This window comes from Nocardia cyriacigeorgica (genome assembly GCF_010858045.1).
Lineage (GTDB): Bacteria > Actinomycetota > Actinomycetes > Mycobacteriales > Mycobacteriaceae > Nocardia > Nocardia cyriacigeorgica_E.
The window spans coordinates 1-298 of sequence record NZ_JAAGVC010000289.1; the positions used below are offsets into that span (position 1 = coordinate 1).

At 71.1% G+C, this 298-nt stretch carries 1 protein-coding gene; it reads left to right on the top strand.

The features are described from left to right. Positions 1 to 298, top strand: a 298-nt coding sequence (locus GV790_RS29755; protein ID WP_175586046.1) for a laccase domain-containing protein, incomplete at both ends; no start/stop codon positions are given.

The window sequence follows — 298 nt, forward strand, 5'->3', positions numbered from 1 at the left end:
CGTGCATGCCGGACGTATCGGTGCCCGGATCGGCATCGTGCCCCGCGTCCTCGATGCCATGGTGTCGGTCGGCGCCCGCATCGACCGCATCGGCGCTTTCCTCGGACCGGCGGCCAGCGGGCGTCAGTACGAGGTGCCCGCCGAGATGCGCGCCGATGTGGAACGGCATCTACCCGGCAGTGCGACCACCACCGAGCGTGGCACACCTGGACTCGACCTACGGGCCGGGCTGCGTCGTCAACTCACTACCGCAGGCGTCGGCGCCGTCGCCGTCGACCCGCGCTGCACGATCGAGGAC